Below are 15,846 nucleotides of genomic sequence, written 5' to 3'. Positions count from 1 at the left end.
ACAATGGACTTGGCCAACCTCAACGCCTTTATTGCCATCGCCGAGACCGGCAGTTTCTCCGGCGCCGGTGAGCGCTTGCACCTGACCCAACCGGCGGTCAGCAAACGCATTGCCGGCCTTGAGCAACAACTGAAGGTGCGTTTGTTCGATCGCCTGGGCCGTGAAGTCGGGCTGACCGAGGCCGGACGGGCCTTGCTGCCCAGGGCCTATCAGATCCTCAACGTGCTGGATGACACCCGCCGCGCCCTCACCAACCTCACCGGTGAAGTCAGCGGGCGGCTGACTCTGGCCACCAGCCACCATATTGGCCTGCACCGCCTGCCCCCGGTGCTGCGCACCTTTACCCGGGAGTACCCCAACGTGGCGCTGGATATCCAGTTCCTCGATTCTGAAGTGGCCTACGAAGAAATCCTCCACGGCCGCGCCGAAGTGGCGGTGATCACCCTGGCGCCCGACCCGCACAACCTCGTCAGCGCCACCCCGGTGTGGGATGACCCACTGGATTTCGTGGTCGCGCCGGAACACAGCCTCACCAGCAACGGCACCGTCAGCCTGGCGGATATCGCCAAGCACCCGGCAGTTTTCCCCGGTGGCAACACCTTTACCCACCATATTGTCAGCCGGCTGTTCGAAGCCCAGGGCCTCACGCCGAACATCGCGATGAGCACTAACTACCTGGAAACTATCAAGATGATGGTGTCCATCGGCCTGGCCTGGAGCGTGTTGCCGCGCACCATGCTCGATGATCAGGTGGCAAGCATCGCTTTGCCGGGCATACAGCTCAGTCGCCAGCTAGGCTATATCGTGCACACCGAAAGGACGCTGTCGAACGCTGCGCGGGCTTTCATGAGCCTATTGGATGCACAGGTCGATCTGCCAGGGATACCGGCATGAAGCTGTGCGGCCTATAGGCCTGAACCAACCCGCGCCGAACGCCCATTGAGCGAAGGCCCTTTGATAATGCGCAACCCCGTCGATTCCGTGCCACCCCTGCCCCGCATCTACGCCCTTGACCCTCAAGAGGCGGAACAGAGCTGGGACAGCGCCCCACAGCTGCTGGCAGCCCTGAACGCTGCCCGGCTGGGTGCATGGTGCTGGGAAATCGACACCGGGCGCATCAGCTGGTCGCGGGGCACCCAGGCGCTGTTCGGCTTCGACCCCCGCCAGCCGCTGCCCAAGGACCTGGACTACCTCGACCTGCTCGCCCCCGAAGACAGTGCCCGCGTGGTGCGGGCCTTTCACGCGGTGCTGGCCGGCGAGCCGTTCGAGCAGGCCATGCACCATCGCATCCAATGGCCCGATGGCAGCCTGCATTGGCTGGAAATCAACGGCAGCCTGGCGCCGGATAAAAACGGCCGACGCCGGATGATCGGGGTGATCCGCGAAATCACCCACCAGCGCGAACGGGAAAACGCCCTTGGCCACTCCGAAAAACGCTTCGCCACGCTGTTTCACCTGTGCCCGAACATGGTACTGCTCACCCGCCAGTCCGACGGCCTGATCAGCGAGGCGAACCAGTATTTCGAGATGCTGTTCGGCTGGCCAGTCGCCGACGTCATCGGCCGTACCACCCTGGACCTGGGCCTGTGGCGCCACCCCGACCAGCGTGCGCTGCTGGTCAAGGCCACCCAGCGCAAGGGCGAGCCGATCACCATGGAGGTGCAGTTTTGCGCCAGCAACGGCCAGATCCATGACGGCACCCTCAGCGCGCAGAAGGTCGAGCTAGAGGGCGAGGCCTACCTCATCAGCACCTTCCTCGACACCACCGAGCGCAAAAACGCCGAGCAGGCCCTCAAGGACAGCCAGGAACGTCTCGACTTGGCCCTGGACTCGGCGCAGTTGGGCACCTGGGACTGGCACATCCCTACCGGCATGCTCTACGGCTCGGCCCGCGCCGCCCAATTGCACGGCCTGCCACCCGAACCCTTCCATGAATCCTTCGAGGCGTTTTTCGAGGGCATGTCCGATGAAGACCGCGAGGGCATGCGCAACGCCTACCGCAGCCTGCGCGAAGGCCCGGAGGGTAACTATCAACTGACCTATCGCGTGTTGATGGAGGACGGCAGCCCGCGCTACCTGGAAAGCCGCGCCCGCCTGTATCGCGACGACGCTGGCAAGCCGCTGCGCATGGCCGGCACCTTGCTGGACATCACTGACCAGGTGGAGCGCGAGCAACGCCTGACCGCCTCCGAAGAAAAGTTCGCCAGCCTGTTCCAGGCCAGTCCCGACCCCATCTGCGTCACGTGCCTGGACAGCGGCGAGTTCATCGAGATCAACCCGGCCTTTACCCAGACGTTTGGCTGGACGGCCGCCGAGGTCATCGACAAGAGCGCCGAGCAGATCGGCCTGTGGGACGATTCGAGCAAGCGCCTGCAACGCATTGAGCGGGTGATTCGCGAGCAATCGTTGAGCAATGTGGCGATTGTGGTGCACCACAAGAACGGCCAGAGCCTGACCTGTGTGATTTCCAGCCGGCTGATCAAGGTCGGCGACCAACCGTGCATCGTCACCACCTTGCGCGATATTACCCAGCAACAGCGTTCGGAAGCGGCGCTGAAGGCCAGCGAAGAGAAGTTCGCCAAGGCCTTCCATTCCAGCCCCGACGCCATCTCCATCACCGAGCGCGATACCGGCCGGTACGTGGAGGTCAATGACGGGTTCTGCCGGTTGACCGGTTATCGCGCCGAAGAAGCCATCGGCCTCACCCTGTACCAGATCGGCATCTGGGCCGATGAAAACCAGCGCGCTGCACTGCTGGCCGAGTTGCAGATCAAGGGGCGCATCCACCATCTGGAAATGCTCTGGCACAACAAGCGTGGCGAGTTGCTGGCAGTGGAGGTGTCGGTGGAGCCGATCACCCTCAACGAAATGCCCTGCCTGCTGCTGACCGCCCGCGATGTGAGCCTGCTGAAAAATGCCCAGGCGCAGATCCGCCACCTGGCCTACCACGACCCGCTGACCAACCTGCCCAACCGCGCCCTGCTGATGGACCGCCTGAGCCAGCAGATCGCCCTGCTCAAGCGCCACAACCTGCGCGGCGCGCTGCTGTTCCTCGACCTGGACCACTTCAAGCACATCAACGATTCGCTGGGGCACCCGGTGGGCGACACCGTGCTGAAAATCGTCACCGCTCGCCTGGAAGCCAGCGTGCGCATGGAAGACACCGTGGCACGCCTGGGTGGCGACGAGTTTGTGGTGCTGCTCAGCGGCCTGGACGGCACGCGCACCGAAGTCAGCGCCCAGGTGCAGGAACTGGCCGACACCCTGCGCGAGCTGCTCTCGGAGCCGATGTTCCTCGACGGCCACCGCCTGCAGGTCACGCCCAGCATCGGTGTGGCGCTGATCCCCGATCACGGCTCCACCCCGGCCGACCTGCTCAAGCGCGCCGACATCGCCCTGTACCGCGCCAAGGACTCGGGGCGCAACACCACGCAAATGTTCCACAACAGCATGCAAAGAACCGCCAGCGAACGGCTGCGCATGGAAACTGACCTGCGCCTGGCCTTGTCACGCGGCGAGTTCAGCGTGCATTACCAGCCTCAGGTGGATGCACGCGGCAACCAGATCATCGGCGCCGAAGCCCTGGTGCGCTGGCAGCACCCGCAACTGGGCGCGCAGTCACCCACCGAGTTCATCAAGGTGCTGGAAGACAGCGGCCTGATCCTGGAAGTGGGCACCTGGATTCTCGATGAAGCCTGTGCCGCCTTTCAGCAATTGATTGCCGACGGCCTGGTAGACCCGCTGAAGTTCAGCCTGTGCGTGAACATCAGCCCGCGCCAGTTTCGCCAGAACGACTTTGTGGAACGGGTGCAGCGCAGCCTCAGCCAGCACGACCTGCCGTGCAGCCTGCTGAAGCTGGAGATCACCGAAGGCATCGTGATCCAGAACCTGGACGACACCATCAGCAAGATGCGCCGCCTGAAAAAACTCGGCGTGAGCTTTGCGATGGATGACTTCGGCACCGGCTACTCCTCGCTCACCTATCTCAAGCGCCTGCCGGTGGATGCGCTGAAGATCGACCAGTCGTTTGTGCGTGATGCGACCCACGACCCCAACGACGCGGAAATTATCCGCGCCATCGTGGCCATGGCGCGCAGCTTGAATCTGGAAGTGATTGCCGAGGGCGTGGAAACCGAGGAGCAACTGGCGTTTTTGCAGAGGCTGGGTTGCCATGTGTTCCAGGGCTATTTGCATAGCCGGCCGTTGCCGATTGAGGGGTTCAGGCGGTTGTTGGGCTAAACGCGCCATGCAGGATTTTTCTGATAGGCGCCGTCCAGACAGATTTGTAAGGTCAGGCGTTTACCTATCTGGACACGCCAATCATGCAGGACGCAGCTTCCCCCCCTCCAGCACTGCTGGGTATCGACTTGGGCACCACCAACAGTGTTTGCGCCGTCTGGCAATCGGGTAAGGCCATCCTTATCCCGAACGCACTGGGTGATGTACTGACCCCCTCCGTGGTCAGTCTCGACGAAGACGGCCATATTCTGCTCGGCAAGGCCGCCCGATCACGCCTGACCACCCACCCCGAGCGCAGCGCAGCAGCCTTCAAGCGGTTTATGGGCAGCGACAAACGCTTTCAATTGGGCGATCAAGGGTTCAGCCCTGAAGAGTTGTCAGCGTTGATTCTCAGCGCATTGAAACAGGATGCCGAGACATTTCTGGGCGTTGAAGTGTCAGAGGCGGTTATCTCGGTTCCGGCGTACTTCAGCGACGAACAGCGTAAACGTACGGTCTTTGCGGCTGAATTGGCCGGGCTTGCCGTCACGCGCTTGATCAACGAACCCACCGCTGCGGCAATGGCTTATGGGTTACACGAACAGTCATTGCACCGCACCCTGGTTTTCGACCTGGGGGGCGGGACATTTGATGTCACTGTGCTTGAGTACGCGCTGCCGCTGATAGAGGTGCATGCGTCAACAGGAGACAACTTTCTCGGGGGCGAGGATTTCACCTCGGCCTTGGTGCAGGCCTGCCTCGATGATTGGAAACTGGCGAGGGAGCCACTGGATACCAAAGCAGCCGCCAGCCTTGAAGACGCGCTTGAACAGCTCAAGTGCAAGTTGCTCGACGGCCCACAAACCCTGCATTGGGAGCATGCAGGCCAACGCCGTGAATGGTATTTGGACAATGAGTTGGCACATCGCATCTGGGCCCCCCTGCTGCTTCGATTGCGTGCACCAATCGACCAAGCCTTGCGCGATGCTAGGCTTCGCCCTCAAGACCTCGACAATCTGGTATTGGTCGGAGGTGCCACGCGCCTGTCAGCCGTGCAAAAGATGGTCGCCACCTTGTTTGGCCACCTGCCTTACCGTCACCTGGACCCGGACACCGTGGTTGCATTGGGCGCTGCCGCCCAGGCCGCCTGCAAGGCGCGAGACCAGGCCATCGAAGAGCTGATCCTCACGGATGTTTGCCCTTATACCTTGGGTATTTCTTCCATGCGCGGGGAAGACAACAGCGGCGCCTTCTCCCCCATCATTGAGCGCAATACCGTCATTCCCACCTCCCGGGAGCAGCGTTTCTACAGCAGCCTCCCGCACCAGAGATTCATACGCATCGCGGTCTACCAGGGCGAACGACCGTGGGTACAGGACAATACCTTCATTGACGCCTTCGAAGTGCCGCTGACACCGACGGAAGAAACCCAGGCCATCGATGTGCGCTTCAGTTACGACATCAACGGTTTGCTGGAAATAGACGTCACGCTGCTGGAAAACGGCGAGCGCCATAGCCACAGCATCGACCACACGCCCAATGGCCTGGATGAGGAAGCTCGAGCCCGCAGCCGACAACGATTGGCCGGCCTGAAAATCCACCCCCGTGAAAGCCTGCCCAATCGAACGCTGGCCGCCAGGCTGGAGCGTGCCTGGGCCAAGAGCACGGGGAATGAGCGCCAACAGATTGGCGAGTGGCTGGACGCGTTCAACCAGATACTGTCTGCCCAGCAAACTGCTGATATCAACGAGTCTCGCCAGCAACTCAACCGAATACTGGATGAGTTGCACCTTTAATCAATCGGCCCTCAATCGCCTGCGACGGTCGCTTCAGCCTTGCCGGGAGGACGGCCAAAGCGATTTGGCAGGCTGTCACCCGGCCATAAACACAGGAGAAGCGGGAAGAACGGTACGATCGCGGTCAAAACGATGCCGAGCATTAACGTGGGCAACCCACGCCCCATGTCGTGCAGCCGGCGCAATACAGCACCGGCGAGCAAGAAGAGCACAAAGGCCAGCAGCGTTATCGACAAAACAGGCGCCGCAGGTATAGACCAAACCCCATAAACCCCAAGCGCCAATCCTGTCGCGACCTGCCCAGTGAACGCTCTACGCCCCAACCTCGAACCAAAGCACCAAAAAGCCCAAGGCGACACAGGCTCAAGCGAGCGGCCAACGTTTGCAGCAGGCAATGCTTCAGGCTCAGGCGAGTTGCGCATCGCCGACAACCTATCGATGCGTTGCCGCGCCTGATGACGAAACCCTTCCAGGATCAGCTCATCCAGCACGCCAACGATGGGCTCCTGCTCCAGCACCTGCTGCAATTGCTTCAAATCCCCTTCATGCAAGGCCCATGCGTGGCGATAAAAACGCAATAAATCAGCCTCAGCCTGGCCATCGCGCAAGCGTGCAAACAACGGCTGACTGTCGCCACCTGTGACCCATTTCACGTAAGCCCCCGCAACACCTGGCAGCCTGTCGTGTGACGCGTTGTACCACCGGGCCAATGTTTCCGCACGCATGCCCGGGCTAGCCAGCGCCTCATCAATGTCCCGTTGCTCCTGGACCAAATCCAGGGAAAGCGCCTGACAATCGAACGCCTGAATCAACAGCGGCAGGCGCTGTGGCTGATGGCGTGCACATAACGCCAACAGCCACACCGCCGCTTTGGGATGTTGAAATTGGCGCCACAACGCTACCCACCCTTGCAGCGCCTGCTCCTCCAACCCCAACAAACCGTTTTGAGTGGCCGCGAGGTACAAGCTATCGGGATCATCGGGCATCTGTGGGTGCCTTTCGATAATCGCCTCCCTCAAGCCCCTGCCACCGATACCGGCATGTGTGAACTGCGCCAGCAGTCGGCAGATAAGCGTGGGGTCACTCGGAAGCGGCAGGCAGGTATGCAAGTTTGCGAATTCGCAGTACTCATCCAAAGGGCGATGGAGGGACAGATAGTCCAGGTGTCGGATGTACCAGAGCACTTCAAGCTGAACCGGCGCGGGCCACTTTCCCATCATCGTCAGGTCGAAAGGGTCTGGCCGCTGAATGCGCTGGAGAAACTGGTCGATTCGGTTTGCACTGTCAAAGTCGACTTCAAGCAACAACCCGGACCAACCCAGACGATTCGCCAACAGCTGTGCGCATGCATGCGGTACATGCCGGATCTCAATTAGCTCGCTCAACAACCTCAAACTGACAGACTGCAGTGCCTCCAGGGGTAATTTGTCCAACTGAAGCATGAAAACCTTCCAGGCTTCCACGTCATAACGCTGGGTGGAATCCTCGAGAAGCGCGTCGAACGAACCCATTGCCTGAAGCTCTGCCTCTTCCTGAACACGGCTGTGCGTGTCCCTGTCCAGAAGCATTTCATGGGCTAACGCCAGCGCTGATTCGTAGGCACCCCGCAACGCTTGAAACCCCGACGGATCGCGTTCTGGATGGAATGCTGGCAAGCGTGCCCGATAAGCACCCCGGATCAGATCGCTGTCGGTGGTGGGCTCGATACCCAGGATTACCCAGCACGTCATGACCAATCGAACCCACGCAAGCTGGTGGGCCGAGGAGGTGCCGCCAAGGCAAGCTCCCAAGGCAAGCCCTCCAAGAACGCCGCCTCGTCATTGACCAGTGCATTAACGATCAGACGCTTGCTTTCGCAGTTTCCCTGACGATTCAAAGCCTGCGTGAGCGAGTCGACAGGCAACCCCTCACAGCGCCAGAACGCGTGACCGATCAGGAAGCCATTGAAGTAGCTATTCCAATCGCCGTAATGATGGCGAGCGCGTAAAGCAATTCGGCTTTGCAGCCAAAGGCTCTCCGGCGCGTCAATCCATTGGTTGCGCAACCCACAACGCAGTAAAAAGCCCATTCGCCCCAAGTCCCAGGCTCGAATCCCGCCCTCACCGCATTCACCGTGCGTGCGGCTGGCAAACTCATACAACGCACGTTCGCGCGGGTCCAACTGCGACAGCAGGGTTTGCCACTCGCTGGGCAAACACCGCGACCATTGGTCGTACGCGTCATTGAGATGCCGCGCATGCCCGTCATCCGCCATGCCCAGCATGTCGAACAACTGGTCGCGGTCGTTGATTCCCCAACTGCAATTCAGATTGATATAGCTGGGATCAGCATAAAAGGCGGGCTCCGCGTACCCGGCTCCCGGATTGAGCGCAACCATGGGAGCAGACAAGGCATACAGCCAACGACGTTGAGTTTCGTCCATCTAAAGGGCATTCCATGACCAGTGAGAGACCAAAAAGGCTAGACACTGAGCCTTGGAATGCATAAGAGGGTTATCTGATAGCGTGGGCGCTTCATCTCCTTTATGAGTAGGAAAAGAGCAGGCTTGGCGATTGACTCACACCAGCTTCAACGCGCGAAACCCGGTGTTCATCCATCGGGAAGACGCCAGGTCATGTTTCTGCCCGTACAGGTCGAACGCACCATTGATGACGACCACCGAATGGCCATTACCCGCCAGCGTGCCGATGGCGCCTTTGGCGAGTTCATTCACGTCGCTTTCCCTTAGATAGCCAAACAACCCCAGCCGGCGCAGGGCCTGGCCCGGGAATTCGCCATCGCTGAGTGTCGCCAGGGCCACATCGTAGCCTTGGCTGGCGCGAAAATCATTGTTCTCCAACTGGGCACGCTTGGCACTTACGGCGTACAGGAAGTTAGCGTCTTCGAGCAGTTGCTGGTCAGCGCCCGCCAGCCATGAGGCAGCCCTGGCCTTGTTCAACTCTTCATGGGTGAGGCGCAAGGTGAAGCTGTCTCGCATGACCACTTCATACCCCGTCGAGGTTGCAGTGACCTGCCGATAAATAGCTTGGGGGCTTTGCCCGAACCGCATCATCGCCGCCTTGATCGCCGACACCGTGACGCAATTGCCCTGCACGCCCTGGTAGAAACCACCCCATATATCCTTTGGCCTTTCGCTGGCCGTCAACTTGCCGAGCGAAACCACCTGCGGCTTGTCCGGGAACAGTACGTAGCCGTAGCGATCACCCACTGCGCGCTGCCCGGCGTAATGATGCCCGACGCCATCCACCACCAGTGCACTGCCCAGGCTATGGGTCTCCATCACCGCGACGACGCCCTTCCTCTTCATCTCGCTTGGCGGTACGTGCTGGGACAAGCCTGACACGCCCATCCCTTTCAACACCCTGAGCGTGGTTTCGCCCTGAAGCGTTTTTTCCAGGGCCGCTTCAAAACGGGGATAGTCGCCTGCCACCTGCTTACGCTTCACAAACACAGCCAACGCAAAATTGGCATTCATGACCACTACCGGGTCATCACCACTGAACCTGGAGACCTGCGCCACGCGCCTCAGCTCTTCCTGGGTGACGTGAACCTTGAATTCATCCTTCATCGTGACGTCGCAACCACGACCAGACGGAACGACATGGCGGAACATGTCCGACGGACTCGGCCCCAGGGCATGCATCATCATCTTGATCACGGCGGCGTGAGTGCTGCCGTCAAAGTTCTCGCCAAACCTGCGTTCGGCGACGTTGAACGCATGGGCAATAGGTCGCGATTTGCCGCTGGAGGCCTCGTAGGAGCAAGTGTGCGGGGTATTCATTGGAACAAACGGGCATTTTGATATGAAAGCACTCATGGACCAGATTCCTGACGTATAGGCCCTGAGGTTCGTGGGGAATGACGCTATCGAGTTCCGCGCATCACATTTCACAATAAGAAAAGGGCGCCAATGGCGCCCTTTCTTGGGAAGTGAGTATCAGGCCGCGACGGCAGGATGGGACATGCCCAGCAAGCGGCTGACCTGCTCCAGGTCGGTCTCACGGCGCAAGGCCGTGAACAACTCCACCGCCTCGGGGTAGTTGCGCGTCAACATTGCCAGCCATTGTTTCAAGCGGCCCGGCGCCTGGCGTTCAGTCAGTTGCTCGACCGACTGGGTCCAGAAGTCCTGAAGCATGGGCTGCATCTGCGCCCAGGTCATTTCCACGACCTCTTCACCGGCCCGCGCAGCAGCGATCTGGCGCGCCAGGTCGGGACGTGCCACCAGGCCACGGCCGAGCATGATGTCTTCGGCGCCGCTGACTTCACGGCAGCGCTTCCAGTCTTCGACGCTCCAGATGTCGCCATTGGCAAACACCGGCACCTTGACCACGTCCTGCACACGCGGGATCCACTCCCAGTGCGCGGGCGGCTTGTAGCCATCGGTCTTGGTGCGCGCATGCACCACGATATGCGCCGCGCCACCTTCGGCCAGGGCCGTGGCGCACACCAGCGCGCCGTCCGGGCTGTCGAAGCCCAGGCGCATCTTGGCAGTCACCGGGATATGCGCGGGCACCGCGCGACGTACGTGCTCAACGATCTGATTGAGCAGCTCCGGCTCCTTGAGCAGCACCGCTCCACCACGGGACTTGTTCACGGTTTTGGCGGGGCAGCCGAAGTTCAGGTCGATCACTTGCGAGCCCAACTCACAGGCCAGGGCGGCGTTTTCCGCCAGGCACACCGGGTCGGAACCCAGCAATTGCACACGCAGCGGCACGCCCGCCGCGGTGTGGGCACCGTGCAGCAGCTCCGGGGCGAGCTTGTGGAAATAGGCCGGGGTGAGCAGGCGATCGTTGACGCGGATGAACTCGGTCACACACCAGTCGATCCCGCCGACGCGGGTCAGCACGTCCCGCAGGATGTTGTCGACCAACCCCTCCATGGGCGCCAAAGCAATTTGCATGGAAAACACTCAACAAAAATCGTGGCGCAGTTTACTGGGTTTCCCACTGCAACCGCTAACCCCCCGTCAGTTGCGCAGCGCCGGGCCGTAACCGTCGAGGAACTCGGCCGGCATGCGCTTGGGCTTGCCCGTGGACAGTTCGATGCACACAAAGGTGGTCTGGGCACGCAGCAGGGTCGCACCATCGCTCGGGCGCACCAGTTGGAAGCGGCGGGTCATTTTCAGGCGCTGGTCCCAGTCGACGATCCAGGTGGCCAGTTGCAGCTCGTCGCCCTCATAGCCGGCGGCCAGGTAGTCGATCTCATGGCGCACCACCGCCATGGCACGGTCCAGGCGGCGATACTCGGTAAGGTCCAGCCCCAGGCGCTGAGAATGGCGCCACGCGCAACGCTCCAGCCAGGACACGTACACCGCGTTATTGGCGTGCCCCAGGCCGTCGATGTCTTCAGCGGCGACCTGCAGGTCGATGATAAACGGTGTTGCCAGATCCCAGCCCATGCCTTGCTCCAGTCGATTGATGTCGGCCGGGGCAGTGTATCAGGCCGTTTGCCGCTCCTGCACACGACGGCCGGCCAGCAGGGCCAATACGCCCTCGATCACACGGGGATCTGCCAGCACGCGCTGGTGCCCGCCCTGTTCCAGGCGCAGCAGGCGGCTATCAAACCAAGCCTCGTGGATGGCCTGGGACGCCTTGACCGGCACGAACGTGTCGTCCTCGGCGTGTACGATCAGGCCAGGCATATTCATCTGGTAGTGAGCGACATCCAGGTGCTTGAGCGGCATGCCGAAGGTCAATTCGACCTCCTGGATAAACGCCGAGCGCGCACGCGGCGGCAAACCTACCATCCGGGTAAAGCCGCGCAGCACATCGAGAAAGCGCGACGGCGCAGCAATACTGACCAACGCCTCGGTACGCAGCCCCAATTGCACCGCCAGCATCGCGCTGGCGCCGCCCATGGAGTGGCCGACCACGGCGTGCAAGGGTGGCAACTCGTTGGCCGCCTCAAGCATGGCACGGGCGAACAGCAGCACGTGCGCTTCACGCCCTGGCGAACGACCATGGGCCGGGCCATCCAGGGCAATCACCGAATACCCGTTTTGCACCAGGGCACTGATCAGGCTGGCGAACTGTGTTGGGCGCCCTTCCCAGCCGTGCATCAACAGCACCGCGGGGCCTTGCCCCCAACGCAGGGCGGACAGACCGAAACGCAAAGTGATGCGCTCCGATTGCGCCAGCAGTGGCAGCTCCCAGTCACGCGGCGGCAGGTCGCGCGGGGTCATGAAGGTACGCCGCATCTTGCTCGCCACCGTGTGCGGCGCCAGGCGGCCAACGGTGTTATTGAAACCACGAATCCATGTCAGGGCGCCCATGATGCGAATCCTCTCTTAGCGCACGGCCGACTTGGCTGCACGGAGTACACGGTCGGACAACTCACCCGGGCCCAAGGCGCGAGCCAAGGCCAGGCCGCCGATCATCAGCGCCATGTCGGCCAGTGCCTTGTCGGTGTCTTCGGGGCTGGCGGCCAATTGGGCAGCCATCAGCTCCACGTGTTCGTTCAAGGCTTCGCGAAAGGTGTCCGGCAAGCGGGCCATCTCGCCGACAGTGGCGGGAATCGGGCAAGCCTGGGCCGTGGAGTCACGGTGCTTGCGCGACAGGTAGAACGCGGCTACCAGGCTCCTGCGCTCTTCGCCGGTCAGCTGCTCGTCCATGTCGTCAATCGACGCACGGCGCTTGGCCAACAGCTGGGTGAAAGCCTCCAGCATCAGCGCGTCCTTGCTTTCGAAGTGCGCGTAGAACCCACCGACGGTGAGCCCTGCCGCCCCCATGACTTCCCCGACGCTCGGCTCGGCCGGGCCGCGCTGGATCAACGCCGCACTGGCAGCCTGCAGAATGCGTTCGCGGGTTTGCGCTTTTTTATCGCTCATCAAAGCCTCCGTTTCTCATGGGTTGAATATTATTACCATAATAATATTTGGCAAGCCACCGGCATGACCGCTCGTCTGAGCAGCGCATGCAAATAAATGGAATAAAACCGTCGCTTCAGCCGTTGTCGATGCAACGAACCCTACAGCGGAGAGAACGTCATGGCCTGGACGCAGCAAAACGAAAACTGCGCATGGGTGGCCGGCGAAGCCCCCTACGTCTTTGACAATGAGTACAAGGCCAACTTCATCAGCGGCTTTCGCACCGTGCTGATTTCGAAGATCGAAGCGGAAGGCGTGGGCAACCAGCCATTCGGCAAATTCTTCAACGACCGGGACGGCCACGCCGAAGCCAACTTCCTGGAGGCATTGCGTGCCAATGAATGGGTATTCGATGCCGGCTATCAAGAGATCGTGGTAAGCATCAACAACTCACCGTGCCGACAGTGCTGCGTGCTGTTCAAGCAATACATGGAAGAGATTCAGCTGCGCTTTCCGAATACCACGCTGGTCATCGAGACCGCCAACATTTACCACCCCAACGACCCGCAAGACCAGGCCTGCCTGCGCGCACTGTCGCGCCTGCCCGGTATTCGTGTGGAAATGTGGAACGTCGCACTGGTAAACGCCCAGAACCAGGGCCCAGAAGTCAGCCCTGCGCAGGAACTGGCGCGCATCAACAAATCTTTGCGCACCGCTCATGTGGTTCGACGAATGCCGTAAACAAGGGCGGGCAAAAACCCAAACGCCAGACAAACAAAAGGGCCATTCAATAATTGAATGACCCTTAAAAATCCCGCAGAGCGGGTAATCGTGGCGTCCCCTAGGGGACTCGAACCCCTGTTACCGCCGTGAAAGGGCGGTGTCCTAGGCCACTAGACGAAGGGGACACAAACCTTCTATACACCTGATCAGTGCTGAGAACTGATCGATTCAAGGACGGTGTGGCCAGACCTTGAACCTGTAAATTGGTGGAGCTAAACGGGATCGAACCGTTGACCTCTTGCATGCCATGCAAGCGCTCTCCCAGCTGAGCTATAGCCCCGGATTTTTCGTCTCGCGACGCAGCAGGCCTCTCGAACTGCTTGTTGAAACTGGCGTCCCCTAGGGGACTCGAACCCCTGTTACCGCCGTGAAAGGGCGGTGTCCTAGGCCACTAGACGAAGGGGACAAAACCTTCTGTACAACTGATCAGCGCTGAGAACTGATCGATTCAAAGCCGGTGTGGCCAGACCTTGAACCTGTAAATTGGTGGAGCTAAACGGGATCGAACCGTTGACCTCTTGCATGCCATGCAAGCGCTCTCCCAGCTGAGCTATAGCCCCTCATCGGTGAGGACGGGGCGAATCTTAATGGCGCTTTGGAAGTGTGTCAAATTTATTTTCAACAATTTCCAAAATTTTTTGCCGGGATAACAATCACTTACCGGCGAAACCCCGGAAAACCGGGGTTTCGTCGTTGTAGCAGGCTGATTAAGCGATAGCGCCCAACAGCTTTTCCCACTCTTTGTTTTCTTTCTTCGACACACCACCAAGCAAATCAAGGGCTTGGCGCAGACGGAAACGCGTGAGGTCCGGACCGAGAATTTCCATCGCATCCAGCACCGACACCGAACTCGCCTGCCCAGTGATCGCGGCAAACATCAGCGGCATGGCATCACGCAACTTCAACTCCAGGGATTCCACCACCGCCTGGATCGTCGCGGTGATCGCGTCCTTCTCCCACTGGCGCAGGCTCTCGAGCTTCCACAGGATCAGCTGCATCAACTGGCGCACCTGGTCGCCCGAGAGTTTCTTGGACTCAAACAGCTTGGCATCCGGGTTCACGCCCCCGGCAAAGAAGAAGCTGGCCAACGGCGCGACCTGGCTGAACGTCTCCACCCTGCCCTGCACCAGCGGCGCGATCTTCATCATGTACTCGGGGTTCAGCGCCCACTGCTGCACACGGCTGGCGAATTCTTCCACCGGCAGGTCACGCAGCCATTGGCCGTTGAGCCACGACAGCTTCTCGATATCGAAGATCGGCCCGCCCAAGGAAACGCGGGACAAGTCAAAGTTGTCGACCATTTCCTGCAACGAGAACTTCTCGCGCTCGTCCGGCATCGACCAGCCCATGCGCCCCAGGTAGTTGAGCATCGCTTCAGGCATGAAGCCCATGCGCTCGTAGAAGGTCACCGAGGTCGGGTTCTTGCGCTTGGACAGCTTGCTCTTGTCCGGGTTACGCAGCAGCGGCATGTAGCACAGCTGCGGCTGCTCCCAACCGAAGTACTCGTAGAGCAGGATCAATTTCGGTGCCGACGGCAGCCATTCTTCGCCACGCAGTACGTGGGTGATGCCCATCAGGTGGTCATCGACCACGTTGGCCAGGAAGTACGTCGGCAGGCCGTCGGTCTTCATCAGCACCTGCATGTCCATGCGGTCCCACGGGATCTCAACGTCGCCACGCAGCATGTCCGGCACCACGCACACGCCTTCACTCGGCACCTTCATGCGGATCACATGGGGTTCACCGGCCGCCAGGCGGCGCGCCACTTCTTCTTTGGACAGCAGCAACGCACGGCCGTCGTAGCGCGGGGTCTCGCCACGGGCCTGTTGCTCGGCGCGCATCTGGTCCAGCTCTTCAGCCGTGCAGAAGCACGGGAACGCGTGCCCCATGTCGACCAACTGCTGGGTGTACTGCTTGTAGATGTCGCTGCGCTCGCTCTGGCGATACGGGCCGTGCGGGCCGCCGACGTCCGGGCCTTCGGCCCAGGTAATGCCCAACCAGCGCAGGGCATCGAAGATCTGCTGTTCCGACTCGCGGGTGGAACGCAGTTGATCGGTGTCTTCGATCCGCAGGATGAATTCACCGCCGTGCTGCTTGGCAAAGCAGTAGTTGAACAAGGCGATGTAAGCAGTGCCGACGTGGGGATCCCCAGTGGGCGATGGCGCGATGCGCGTGCGGACGGTGGTCATGGCAGGTCTCGAATGGGCGATAAAACTGAAAATTGAAACAAGGGGCGAATGGTAA

At 60.7% G+C, this 15,846-nt stretch carries 12 protein-coding genes and 4 tRNA genes; 4 read left to right on the top strand and 12 right to left on the bottom strand.

The window, feature by feature from the left end:
• Positions 1-3: 3 nt before the first annotated feature.
• From HX792_RS25720 to HX792_RS25710, 3 genes are all read left to right on the top strand, one after another.
• The gene (locus HX792_RS25720) at positions 4-894 is read left to right on the top strand and encodes a LysR family transcriptional regulator (RefSeq protein WP_176998719.1); all 891 of its coding nucleotides are present in this window, start codon (positions 4-6) and stop codon (positions 892-894) included.
• A gap of 66 nt (positions 895-960) precedes the next feature.
• The gene (locus HX792_RS25715; protein WP_176998718.1) at positions 961-4,239 is read left to right on the top strand and encodes an EAL domain-containing protein; all 3,279 of its coding nucleotides are present in this window, start codon (positions 961-963) and stop codon (positions 4,237-4,239) included.
• Between the two features lie 83 nt (positions 4,240-4,322).
• A complete protein-coding gene (locus HX792_RS25710) occupies positions 4,323-6,014 on the top strand; it encodes a molecular chaperone HscC (protein WP_176998717.1) in 1,692 nt (563 codons plus the stop codon).
• A gap of 11 nt (positions 6,015-6,025) precedes the next feature.
• Here HX792_RS25710 and HX792_RS25705 read toward each other — a convergent pair whose 3' ends face one another.
• The 7 genes from HX792_RS25705 to HX792_RS25675 form a co-directional block, all read right to left on the bottom strand.
• Positions 6,026-7,744, bottom strand: coding sequence for a DUF805 domain-containing protein (locus HX792_RS25705; RefSeq protein WP_176998716.1), 1,719 nt, complete (start codon positions 7,742-7,744; stop codon positions 6,026-6,028).
• Positions 7,741-8,436 carry a DUF1266 domain-containing protein gene (locus tag HX792_RS25700; protein ID WP_176998715.1) on the bottom strand — a complete coding sequence of 232 codons (696 nt, stop codon included), beginning with the start codon at positions 8,434-8,436 and terminating at the stop codon, positions 7,741-7,743. Before HX792_RS25700 ends, HX792_RS25705 begins: the two co-directional genes overlap by 4 nt.
• 135 nt (positions 8,437-8,571) lie before the next feature.
• Complete coding sequence (locus tag HX792_RS25695) at positions 8,572-9,831, bottom strand: hypothetical protein (protein WP_176998714.1); 1,260 nt, start codon at positions 9,829-9,831, stop codon at positions 8,572-8,574.
• Between the two features lie 120 nt (positions 9,832-9,951).
• Positions 9,952-10,914, bottom strand: a complete 963-nt coding sequence (locus HX792_RS25690; protein ID WP_176998713.1) for a tRNA-dihydrouridine synthase — start codon at positions 10,912-10,914, stop codon at positions 9,952-9,954.
• Positions 10,915-10,980: 66 nt separating this feature from the next.
• Positions 10,981-11,412 carry a thioesterase family protein gene (locus HX792_RS25685; RefSeq protein WP_176998712.1) on the bottom strand — a complete coding sequence of 144 codons (432 nt, stop codon included), beginning with the start codon at positions 11,410-11,412 and terminating at the stop codon, positions 10,981-10,983.
• A gap of 39 nt (positions 11,413-11,451) precedes the next feature.
• Positions 11,452-12,285, bottom strand: a complete 834-nt coding sequence (locus HX792_RS25680; RefSeq protein WP_176998711.1) for an alpha/beta hydrolase — start codon at positions 12,283-12,285, stop codon at positions 11,452-11,454.
• A 15-nt stretch (positions 12,286-12,300) separates the two neighbouring features.
• Positions 12,301-12,840 (bottom strand): TetR/AcrR family transcriptional regulator, encoded by a 540-nt coding sequence (locus HX792_RS25675; protein WP_176998710.1) that lies wholly within the window; start codon positions 12,838-12,840, stop codon positions 12,301-12,303.
• Positions 12,841-12,999: 159 nt separating this feature from the next.
• Between HX792_RS25675 and HX792_RS25670 the strand changes: the two genes are divergently transcribed.
• Entirely contained in the window at positions 13,000-13,560 is a 561-nt protein-coding gene (locus HX792_RS25670) for a hypothetical protein (RefSeq protein WP_176998709.1), read from the top strand.
• 91 nt (positions 13,561-13,651) lie between these two features.
• On the opposite strand, the gene HX792_RS25665 is transcribed toward HX792_RS25670, so the two are convergent.
• The 5 genes from HX792_RS25665 to gltX all read right to left on the bottom strand — a co-directional run bounded on the left by HX792_RS25665 (position 13,652) and on the right by gltX (position 15,791).
• Positions 13,652-13,727: transfer RNA gene (locus tag HX792_RS25665), tRNA-Glu, on the bottom strand.
• Positions 13,728-13,806: 79 nt separating this feature from the next.
• Positions 13,807-13,882 (bottom strand) — tRNA-Ala (locus HX792_RS25660).
• Positions 13,883-13,932: 50 nt separating this feature from the next.
• Positions 13,933-14,008: transfer RNA gene (locus tag HX792_RS25655), tRNA-Glu, on the bottom strand.
• Positions 14,009-14,086: 78 nt separating this feature from the next.
• Positions 14,087-14,162: transfer RNA gene (locus HX792_RS25650), tRNA-Ala, on the bottom strand.
• Between the two features lie 147 nt (positions 14,163-14,309).
• Positions 14,310-15,791: a glutamate--tRNA ligase gene (gene gltX, locus HX792_RS25645; RefSeq protein WP_058427800.1), complete on the bottom strand. Its 1,482-nt coding sequence runs from the start codon at positions 15,789-15,791 to the stop codon at positions 14,310-14,312.
• Positions 15,792-15,846: the final 55 nt, after the last annotated feature.

Source organism: Pseudomonas sp. B6002 (genome assembly GCF_013385985.1).
Taxonomy (GTDB): Bacteria; Pseudomonadota; Gammaproteobacteria; order Pseudomonadales; family Pseudomonadaceae; genus Aquipseudomonas.
This window is presented reverse-complemented; position numbering and strand designations above follow the sequence as displayed.

Excerpts from the sequence above, each read along its gene's own strand:
- HX792_RS25720 (WP_176998719.1), top strand. The coding sequence starts at position 4 with ATGGACTTGGCCAACCTCAACGCCTTTATTGCCATCGCCGAGACCGGC.
- HX792_RS25715 (WP_176998718.1), top strand. The coding sequence starts at position 961 with ATGCGCAACCCCGTCGATTCCGTGCCACCCCTGCCCCGCATCTACGCC.
- HX792_RS25710 (WP_176998717.1), top strand. The coding sequence starts at position 4,323 with ATGCAGGACGCAGCTTCCCCCCCTCCAGCACTGCTGGGTATCGACTTG.
- HX792_RS25705 (WP_176998716.1), bottom strand. The coding sequence starts at position 7,744 with ATGACGTGCTGGGTAATCCTGGGTATCGAGCCCACCACCGACAGCGAT.
- HX792_RS25700 (WP_176998715.1), bottom strand. The coding sequence starts at position 8,436 with ATGGACGAAACTCAACGTCGTTGGCTGTATGCCTTGTCTGCTCCCATG.
- HX792_RS25695 (WP_176998714.1), bottom strand. The coding sequence starts at position 9,831 with ATGAGTGCTTTCATATCAAAATGCCCGTTTGTTCCAATGAATACCCCG.
- HX792_RS25690 (WP_176998713.1), bottom strand. The coding sequence starts at position 10,914 with ATGCAAATTGCTTTGGCGCCCATGGAGGGGTTGGTCGACAACATCCTG.
- HX792_RS25685 (WP_176998712.1), bottom strand. The coding sequence starts at position 11,412 with ATGGGCTGGGATCTGGCAACACCGTTTATCATCGACCTGCAGGTCGCC.
- HX792_RS25680 (WP_176998711.1), bottom strand. The coding sequence starts at position 12,285 with ATGGGCGCCCTGACATGGATTCGTGGTTTCAATAACACCGTTGGCCGC.
- HX792_RS25675 (WP_176998710.1), bottom strand. The coding sequence starts at position 12,840 with ATGAGCGATAAAAAAGCGCAAACCCGCGAACGCATTCTGCAGGCTGCC.
- HX792_RS25670 (WP_176998709.1), top strand. The coding sequence starts at position 13,000 with ATGGCCTGGACGCAGCAAAACGAAAACTGCGCATGGGTGGCCGGCGAA.
- gltX (WP_058427800.1), bottom strand. The coding sequence starts at position 15,791 with ATGACCACCGTCCGCACGCGCATCGCGCCATCGCCCACTGGGGATCCC.